Origin of the sequence: Pseudomonas sp. (assembly GCF_026224925.1) — a bacterium.
In the GTDB taxonomy this organism is placed as follows: domain Bacteria; phylum Pseudomonadota; class Gammaproteobacteria; order Pseudomonadales; family Pseudomonadaceae; genus Aquipseudomonas.
In genome coordinates this window covers 1-8,306 of sequence record NZ_JAMFRV010000553.1, presented here as the reverse complement: position 1 = coordinate 8,306, position 8,306 = coordinate 1, and the positions used below count along the sequence as shown (strand labels likewise).

At 55.5% G+C, this 8,306-nt stretch carries 7 protein-coding genes and 1 pseudogene; 2 read left to right on the top strand and 6 right to left on the bottom strand.

Annotation, left to right across the window (positions count from 1 at the left end; translation table 11 throughout):
* The 5 genes and pseudogenes from M0974_RS33360 to dibA all read right to left on the bottom strand — a co-directional run.
* Positions 1-113 (bottom strand): annotated as a pseudogene (locus M0974_RS33360) (sulfate ABC transporter permease subunit CysW); the annotation flags it as partial.
* A gap of 13 nt (positions 114-126) precedes the next feature.
* Positions 127-945 carry a sulfate ABC transporter permease subunit CysT gene (cysT, locus tag M0974_RS23210; protein ID WP_297842398.1) on the bottom strand — a complete coding sequence of 273 codons (819 nt, stop codon included), beginning with the start codon at positions 943-945 and terminating at the stop codon, positions 127-129.
* 91 nt (positions 946-1,036) lie between these two features.
* On the bottom strand, positions 1,037-2,047 hold the full coding sequence (locus tag M0974_RS23205) for a sulfate ABC transporter substrate-binding protein (protein WP_297842394.1): 1,011 nt from the start codon (positions 2,045-2,047) through the stop codon (positions 1,037-1,039).
* Positions 2,048-2,123: 76 nt separating this feature from the next.
* The gene (oscA, locus tag M0974_RS23200) at positions 2,124-2,306 is read right to left on the bottom strand and encodes a sulfur starvation response protein OscA (protein WP_297842391.1); all 183 of its coding nucleotides are present in this window, start codon (positions 2,304-2,306) and stop codon (positions 2,124-2,126) included.
* A gap of 195 nt (positions 2,307-2,501) precedes the next feature.
* A complete protein-coding gene (gene dibA, locus M0974_RS23195) occupies positions 2,502-4,421 on the bottom strand; it encodes a phosphodiesterase DibA (RefSeq protein WP_297842388.1) in 1,920 nt (639 codons plus the stop codon).
* 157 nt (positions 4,422-4,578) lie between these two features.
* On the opposite strand from dibA, the gene desA reads away from it, so the two are divergent.
* Both desA and M0974_RS23185 read left to right on the top strand, forming a co-directional pair.
* Positions 4,579-5,760, top strand: a complete 1,182-nt coding sequence (gene desA / locus M0974_RS23190) for a delta-9 fatty acid desaturase DesA (RefSeq protein WP_297842385.1) — start codon at positions 4,579-4,581, stop codon at positions 5,758-5,760.
* 138 nt (positions 5,761-5,898) lie between these two features.
* Complete coding sequence (locus M0974_RS23185) at positions 5,899-6,891, top strand: sensor domain-containing diguanylate cyclase (protein ID WP_297842382.1); 993 nt, start codon at positions 5,899-5,901, stop codon at positions 6,889-6,891.
* Positions 6,892-6,980: 89 nt separating this feature from the next.
* Here the strand turns inward: M0974_RS23185 and M0974_RS23180 are convergent, their stop codons facing one another.
* On the bottom strand, positions 6,981-8,192 hold the full coding sequence (locus M0974_RS23180; protein ID WP_297842380.1) for an HDOD domain-containing protein: 1,212 nt from the start codon (positions 8,190-8,192) through the stop codon (positions 6,981-6,983).
* Positions 8,193-8,306: the final 114 nt, after the last annotated feature.

Genomic DNA, 8,306 nt, shown 5'->3' with positions numbered 1-8,306 from the left:
AGGAACAGCAGAAAAAACAACCAGCCGAGGCCGATGAAGATCCGCCGTGAAACCGCGCTGCCACGGCGAGCGGCGTTGGCGCTGGAGGCGGCGATAAGCGTTGAATTGGACATGCGGTGCGCCTCCTTATGGGGTTTCGATGCGGCGCTGCAGCAAATTGATCAGCAGCAGCAAAATGAAAGAAACCACCAGCATCATCACGCCAATGGCTGTCGCGCCGGTGTAATCGTATTGGTCGAGCTTGACCATGATCAGCAGGGGCAGAATTTCGGTTTTCATCGGCATGTTGCCGGCAATAAAAATTACCGAGCCGTACTCGCCAACGCCGCGGGCAAATGCCAGGGCAAACCCGGTCAGCCACGCGGGCAGCAAAGCGGGAACCAAAATATAGCGAAACACTTGCAGCGGCTTGGCGCCAAGGCAGGCGGCGGCTTCTTCGACTTCACGGGGGAAATCAGCCAACACCGGCTGCACGGTACGCACCACGAACGGCAGTGTGACGAAGGTCAGTGCCAAGGTGATACCGAGCGGAGCGTAAGCGATTTTGATACCCAGATCCGCCGCAAACTGCCCGACCAGACCCGTGGGGGTGTACAGCGCAGTCAGGGCGATACCGGCAACCGCAGTGGGCAACGCGAACGGCAGGTCGATCATTGCATCAATGATCTTGCGGCCGGGAAAGGTGTAACGCACCAACACCCAGGCCAGCACCGTACCGATGACGCCATTGATGATCGCGGAGAAAAAAGCAGTGCCAAAACTTAGTTTGAGGGCGGCCAGCACCCGCGGTGCGGTAACGATGGCCCAGAATTGATCCCACGTCAGTTGTGAGGCATGTACGAACATGACCGCCAGCGGAATCAGCACAATCAAGCTGAGGTACACCAAGGTGTAGCCCAGCGTCAGCCCGAAGCCGGGTATGACGGGGGAGATACGACGCGACATAAAAGTCCTTGGTTAACGTACGAAGCCCGGAACAAGATCCGGGCTGGAGGGCAAACCGGACGACCCGCCTTTCAACGGGTCATCTTAAAAGTTATTGCGCCTGGTAAATTTGGTCGAACACACCACCATCGTTGAAGAATTTCGGCTGCGCAGTTTTCCAGCCGCCGAAGTCTTTGTCGATAGTCACCAAGTCCAGTTTCGGGAACTGTTTAACGTACTTGGCCGCTACCGCTTTATCGCGTGGACGATAGAAGTCTTTCGCCACGATCTCCTGACCAGCGGGGCTGTACAGATGCTCCAGGTAGGCTTTGGCGATTTCGCTGTTGCCTTTTTTCTCCGCATTTTTGTCTACAACTGCCACTGGCGGCTCGGCCAGGATCGACAGAGAAGGTACGACGATGTCGAACTTGTCTTTGCCGCCGTCTTCTTGCAGCGCCAAAAACGCTTCGTTTTCCCATGCCAGCAAGACATCGCCCTGACCGTTATTGACGAAGGTGATCGTCGAGCCGCGTGCGCCGGTATCCAGCACTGGCACATGCTTGAACAAAGTTTGCACGTATTGCTTAGCCTTGGCTTCGTCGCCGCCACCAGCTTTCAAACCGTAGGCCCAGGCCGCAAGAAAGTTCCAGCGCGCGCCGCCCGAGGTTTTCGGGTTCGGCGTGATGACCGAAACGCCGTCTTTGATCAGGTCGCCCCAGTCCTTGATGCCTTTAGGATTGCCTTTACGCACCAGGAATACGATGGTCGACGTGTAAGGCGTGCTCGCATCCGGCAGACGGGTCTGCCAGTTCTCAGGCAAGGTTTTACCCAGCTTGGCAATTTCATCAATGTCGCCGGCCAGGGCCAGGGTCACGACATCGGCGCGCAAGCCGTCGATTACCGAACGACCTTGCTTGCCTGAACCGCCATGAGACTGCTGGATTTTAACGTTGTCGCCGGGGTGACTGGCTTTCCAGAAGCTGATGAATTCCGCGTTGTAATCTTGATACAGCTCGCGTGTCGGGTCGTAAGACACGTTCAGCAGCTCATAATCCTTGGCAACGGCGGAACCAGCAAAAACGGCGCTGGCGATAGCGGCCAATGCGAAATGGCGAATGGACATGGGGTGAAGCTCCTGGACGATCTAATTTATTTTTTAGTGAAACGTTCAATCATGGATCGGTAGTTAACGTCTGCAATTAACTTGGCTTGGTGCTCGGCGTTTGCAGACGGAATTTTTCTTTGCGTTCGATCTGTACCACTTGGGCGTTATGCACGGTGATTTCTACCGCGCCGAAACGCAGGTCACGCAATGCGCTTTGAATTTCCCGCAGGATGCTTGCTTCATCCTGGCCGTCAACGCTACGCAGAGATGCGCTCATAATGCTGCTCCTTCATTAGAGGTGCCTGCAGTAGCGATTCGAGGGCGACTGCTTGCGGCTTGAAGGTAATCTTAAAGAGGCTCGGTTATTCTTAAAAAGACTGTTTAAGAATGCCGATATAACCAAAAAGAATTTTAAGTCATTCTCGATACATTGAAGCGCGTTGCGCAGCTCCAACACCTTGAATTTACGGGCTTAGCGGGCGGGGTGCAGCGGTCGCATGCGCAACTCATCAGCCGGTTGCGGGCGACCAAATAAATAACCCTGCCCCAGTTCGCAGTGATTTTCCAAGAGGAAATTCGCTTGGTCAGGGGTTTCGATGCCCTCTGCGAGCACTTTCATGCCCAGCGCCTGGCCCAACGCAATGATGACCCGAACAATGGCCGCGTCATCCTCGTCGTGGGGCAGTCCGGCGACAAATCCCTGATCGATTTTCAATTTTTGCACCGGCATGCGCTTGAGCCGCAGCAGCGAGGAATAACCGGTACCAAAATCGTCTATGGCCAGCCGCAAGCCAAGCTCACGCAGGCGATGCAGCTGCTCCAAGGCCATTTCAGGATCTTCCATCACAGCGCTTTCAGTCACCTCAAGCTCCAGAAAGGCCGGATCAAGCCCCGTATCGCTTAGCACTTTGGCAACCTGTTGGTGCAGGTCATTGCGACTGAACAACCGGCTGGACACGTTGACCGCGACAAATTGCAGTTCAAACCCGGACGCTCGCCATTCATACATCTGTCGGCACGCTGTTTTGAGCACCCATGCGTCGATATCAGCGATCAACCCACTTTGTTCGGCAATGGGAATGAACTCACCCGGCGATACCAGCCCACGTTCCGGATGCTGCCAGCGAACAAGCGCCTCCACCCCGAGCATGCGCCCGCTGTAAAGGTCGTGGACCGGCTGGTAAAACACTCGCAGCTCTTCTAGCTCGATGGCGCGGCGCAATTCGCCCGCAAGCTCGACCCGCTGCTGAGCATGCGCAGTGAGTTCTTCGGTGTACAACGCGTAGCCTTCCCGGCCATCGCTTTTGGCTTTGAACAGCGCAGAGTCGGCGTTGCGCAATAACTGCTCAGCGTTCAAGGCGTCATTAGGGAACAAGCTGATACCGATGCTGGCGCTAATAAACAGTTGGCGGTTATCAAGCAGGACCGGCTCTTTCAAGCCATCGATAATTCGTTGAGCCAACTCCGCCGCCTGCATCACTTGCTGGCAATTCTCCGCCAGCACAGCGAATTCGTCCCCACCAAGGCGGGCCAGGGTCATACCGTTGTCAAAAAGGCCATTAAGCCGCCCAGCGACGATTTTAAGCACCTGATCACCGACGTTGTGCCCAAGGCTGTCGTTGATGTTTTTGAAATGATCCAAGTCAATCAGCAATAGCGCACAACCGCGCTTATTGGCTTGCGCATAGGCCACGGCTTGTCGGGTGCGGTCGGTGAACAGCAAGCGATTGGGTAACTCGGTCAGCGGGTCATGGTGCGCCAGGTGCATGAATTCGCTTTCAGAGCGTTTGATCGCAGAGATATCAGAGAACACCGCCACGTAATGACTGACCGCCCCCCGGCTGTCCTTGATGCTGCGAATGCTTTGCCACTGCGGGTAGATCTCGCCGCTTTTGCGTCGGTTCCAGATTTCACCGCTCCATTGGCCACTGTCGTGCAACGCAGTAAACATGGTGTGGTAAAACGCAGGATCATGGCGTCCAGATTTGAACTTGCTCGGGTTCAGACCCAGCACTTCGTCCTCCTGATAACCGGTAATTTCCATGAAAGCCCGGTTCACATGGACAATCAAACCCAGGCGGTCTGTGACCAGAACACCTTCGCGGGTGCTGTCGAATACCACGGCAGCTTGGCGTAAGCGTTCCTGATCTTTTTCGTGTTGGTTCAACCGGGCACCAATACCTATGACACTCAACAATCGCGCACGAGCGAAAAACACGAAAAACGCACTGAAGACCATCCAGGCACAACCATTGATCAGTTGCCAACGGGGCAATTCAACCGGATCTTCGATAAGCCGTGGGAGGACTAGTGCGCTGAGTTCAAGCCATAAAAGCGACAGCAATGTGTAGAAAAGGGCTGTACGCAAGGCATCACGAGAAGAAAGCGACATAAAAATACGAAAGTCCTTACGAGAAGCACGGATTATAGGGTAGAAACATTCTGCGACTCTTATCTAAAAGCGAGACTGGTTTTATCTGGTGGCTTAGTGATAATGCGCGTTGCTGTTTTTATCTTTATCAAGCGTTTTATCGAGGGCTACAGTCTCTATGTGGAACAACGGTCTACTTGACCTATCGGTTTGGCAACTGGTGGCAGTCACTTTATTAATGACCCACGTGACCATTGTTGGTGTCACGGTTTACCTCCACCGTTATTCAGCCCACCGCGCGCTGGAACTCAACGCCGGCCTGAAACATTTTTTCCGCTTCTGGCTGTGGTTGAGTACCGCACAAAATACCCGTGAGTGGACCGCCATTCATCGCAAACATCACGCTAAGTGCGAAACCATAGATGATCCGCACAGCCCGGTGATCAAAGGCTTGTCCACCGTATTGCGCAAAGGCGCCGAGCTTTATCGCGCAGAAGCGGAAAACCCGGAAACGCTGCGCATCTATGGCAAGAACTGCCCGGACGACTGGGTCGAACGTAAACTCTACACACGCTTTCCAGTGCTGGGCATCGCCATTATGGCGGTCATTGATCTGGCGCTGTTTGGTGTGATCGGCATTACCGTCTGGGCGATCCAGATGATGTGGATTCCATTCTGGGCCGCCGGTGTGGTCAATGGGCTTGGGCATGCGGTGGGCTATCGCAATTTCGAATGCCGTGATGCCGCGACTAACCTCGTGCCGTGGGGCATCATTATCGGCGGCGAAGAGCTGCATAACAACCACCACACCTACCCCAACTCAGCCAAGATGTCGGTCAAGAAATGGGAATTCGACATGGGTTGGGCCTGGATCAAGCTGTTCAGCTTCTTGCGCCTGGCCAAGGTCCAGCGCGTTGCGCCTATTGCCCACCGGGTTGAAGGCAAAGGTTCGATGGACATGGATACCGCCATGGCAATCCTGAACAACCGCTTCCAGATCATGGCGCAATATCGCAAATTAGTGATCGGACCGCTGGTTGCACAAGAACTGGCCAAGGCCGATGCATCGGTACGTCACCAGTTCCATCGCGCCAAACGCTTGCTTTCACGTGAGACCAGTTTGCTTGATGAGAAACATCATCTGCACATTCAAACCATGCTGGAACATAGCCAAGCGCTCAAAGTGATCTACGAAAAACGTCTGGCGCTGCAACAGATTTGGCTCAAAACCAGCACTAACGGTCACGACATGTTGGCCGCGATCAAAGACTGGATTCATGAAGCCGAAGCCAGCGGAATTCAGTCGTTGCGCGAGTTTGCCAATCAACTGAAGACCTATTCGTTGCGCCCTTCCGCCTGACGCCGTTGATCGGCGCGCGCCCCCGCCGGAGCGCGCCTTCCGGAACTTCGTCTCCTACAATCAATCTCAAGCTCAACTCACTATTTTGGTGGGTTTAGTTGTGGCCGTGCGCCGCACACCTTTTGAGATGCAGTGCCCATGGATAATCCGATAGTCCTTCCGGCTACTTCCTCACCCATCGATCTACCGGCGGCCGCTGAAACCCTGCTCGCGCTAATGCACGCTCAAGCAGAAGTTGCGCGTTTAAGTGAGCGCGAACAGCTATTTAGTTCGCTGCTAGTCAGTGTGAATGCGGTGTTATGGGCGTTTGATTGGGAAACGCAGCAGATGATGTATGTCAGCCCCGCGTATGAGCGAATTTTCGGGCGCTCGGCGGGGCTGCTGTTGGCTGACTACAACGAATGGCGTGACAGTATTTACCCGGACGATCTCGACTACGCCGAGCGTAGCCTGATGGAGGTCCTCGATAAGGGCTCCATCGAAGACCGCGAGTACCGAATTATTCGAGCCGACGGCCAGGTTCGCTGGCTGAGTGACAAGTGCTTCATCAGTCGACAAGAACGCAATCAGCGCCTGATCGTGGTCGGCATTGCTGAAGACATTACCGAAAAGAAGCAATTGGAAGGTGAGCTTCAACGCTTGGCAACGACCGATGTGTTAACGCAAAGCAGCAACCGTCGGCATTTTTTCGAGTGCGCACAGCACGAGTTCGAGCAAGCGCGCCTGCTGGGCCTGCCGCTGGCCTTTCTGTTGCTGGACATTGATGACTTCAAAGTCGTGAACGATACCTACGGCCACCAGGAAGGCGACCAGGTGCTGCAACGCATCGCCGAGTGCGGGCAATCGGCGCTGCGCCGGGGCGATCTGTTTGGACGTATCGGAGGCGAAGAGTTTGCGGCGGTGTTCCCAGGTTGCGCACCCGACATGGCCAAGCAGATAGCCGAGCGGCTGCAGCGCGAAATTCAGCGCCTGCATTTCCAATGCGGGGACAAAGCGTTCGGCATCACCGCGAGCCAGGGCCTGACCAATTTGGGCGACGCCGACGCAGGCCTGGAAGTCCTTTATGCCCGCGCAGATGCCGCCATGTATCAAGCCAAGCGTCAGGGCAAGAATCAGATTGTGTTGGTTTGATTGAGTCAAAGGCTTCCCGAATGAATTCGGTCCCACGGGCGGATCGTCTCAAACCTGTAGAACCGAATTCATTCGGGAAAGACGCACCACTACACCAACCGCAACCGGTTTAGCTCCGACGCTCCAATTTTCAGCAGACGAGCCGGTTTGCTGTTCGCCAGCGCGGCGACCTCCTCGTCTGGACCCAATCGTGCCAGTTGCGCGGCAACGTTCATTACCAGGGCTTCGCGGGAATAGACACCCCCCGCGAATTGATAAACCGAGGCAATCAGCTGCCGCAGCTCCAGCGGCAGCCGCCATCGAGTCCGCAGGGTAGAACCGAAACCGGCACCGAAATTCTTGAGTGCAGCCTCTACTGCGCCTTCTTCCAATTCGCCCCCGGCCGTTAACCAGTCCTGCAAGCAACGCAGTACCGCGAGATCACCCAAGTTGTGCAGTAAGCCCGCGCAAAAGCAGCGCTCCTGATCCAACTCCCTCGAACGCGCCATCGAACGCGCATACTCGGCCGTCAGTCGCGAGGCCGCCCAAAAGCGCTGGGCGTGGTCGAGCAGCGTTTGGTCCGTCAACGTCGCGTTGCGCTTCACCGCTAGCCCATTGATCAAATTGATGCTCTGAGTCGGCCCCAATGCCTGTAGCGCCTGAGACAAGGTCTGGGCAGGTGTGCCGCGGTGCTGAGTCGAGCTGTTCGCAGCAGCTATCAACACGGCAGTGACGTGCGGATCAGAGCGCAGGGTTTGAGACAGCTTCACCGCGTCCAAGCCGTCCTTGCCCTGGCTTTGCGTAATCGCCCCGCGCACATCTATCGACAACGGTGCGCCTTCAGCGCTCTCGCGATGATTCTCGAGAAAGTTAGACAGGGTCAATCCGGGGGCCAATGATGGAATTTCACAGGTAATCGACTCACCCGAACTCAGCAATAGGCTTTCCAGACGCTGACGCAAACCGTCCATGTTCAATGGTTTCGTTAGATAGGCCGTGGGCGCCTGAAGGACCGCTTCTCGCACACTGGCTTTGTCGCTGCGGTTGCTCAGCAGGATAAACGGAACCGCCGGTTGGCGACGTTGCTGCCGAACACCGTGCAACAGCGTCAGGCCGTCAGTGCCGGGCAATCCCCAGTCGGCGATAATCAAGTCAGCCTGATGATGGGCCAACCACTCTCTTGCTTGGTGCCCGTCAGCACAGACTTCCAGCACCGCATCGCACCTGACATTCAGGACCAGCTCAACTAACAAATCACGCTCCCAAGGATCAGCCTCAGCAACGAGTACAAGCGGGACAGCCAGTGAATCTACTGCGGTCATTCACAAATCTCCGACGATAAGGCCTACACCTTAGCCAATACCCGAGCCAGTAAACAGGCGCTCGTGCTAAAAGCCTCCACTCAAACGAAAAAACCCGCCAAAGCGGGTTTTTTT

Coding starts and splice junctions, on each gene's coding strand:
- oscA (WP_297842391.1), bottom strand. CDS start 2,306: ATGAGCGCATCTCTGCGTAGCGTTGACGGCCAGGATGAAGCAAGCATC.
- M0974_RS23180 (WP_297842380.1), bottom strand. CDS start 8,192: ATGACCGCAGTAGATTCACTGGCTGTCCCGCTTGTACTCGTTGCTGAG.
- dibA (WP_297842388.1), bottom strand. CDS start 4,421: ATGTCGCTTTCTTCTCGTGATGCCTTGCGTACAGCCCTTTTCTACACA.
- M0974_RS23185 (WP_297842382.1), top strand. CDS start 5,899: ATGGATAATCCGATAGTCCTTCCGGCTACTTCCTCACCCATCGATCTA.
- desA (WP_297842385.1), top strand. CDS start 4,579: ATGTGGAACAACGGTCTACTTGACCTATCGGTTTGGCAACTGGTGGCA.
- cysT (WP_297842398.1), bottom strand. CDS start 945: ATGTCGCGTCGTATCTCCCCCGTCATACCCGGCTTCGGGCTGACGCTG.
- M0974_RS23205 (WP_297842394.1), bottom strand. CDS start 2,047: ATGTCCATTCGCCATTTCGCATTGGCCGCTATCGCCAGCGCCGTTTTT.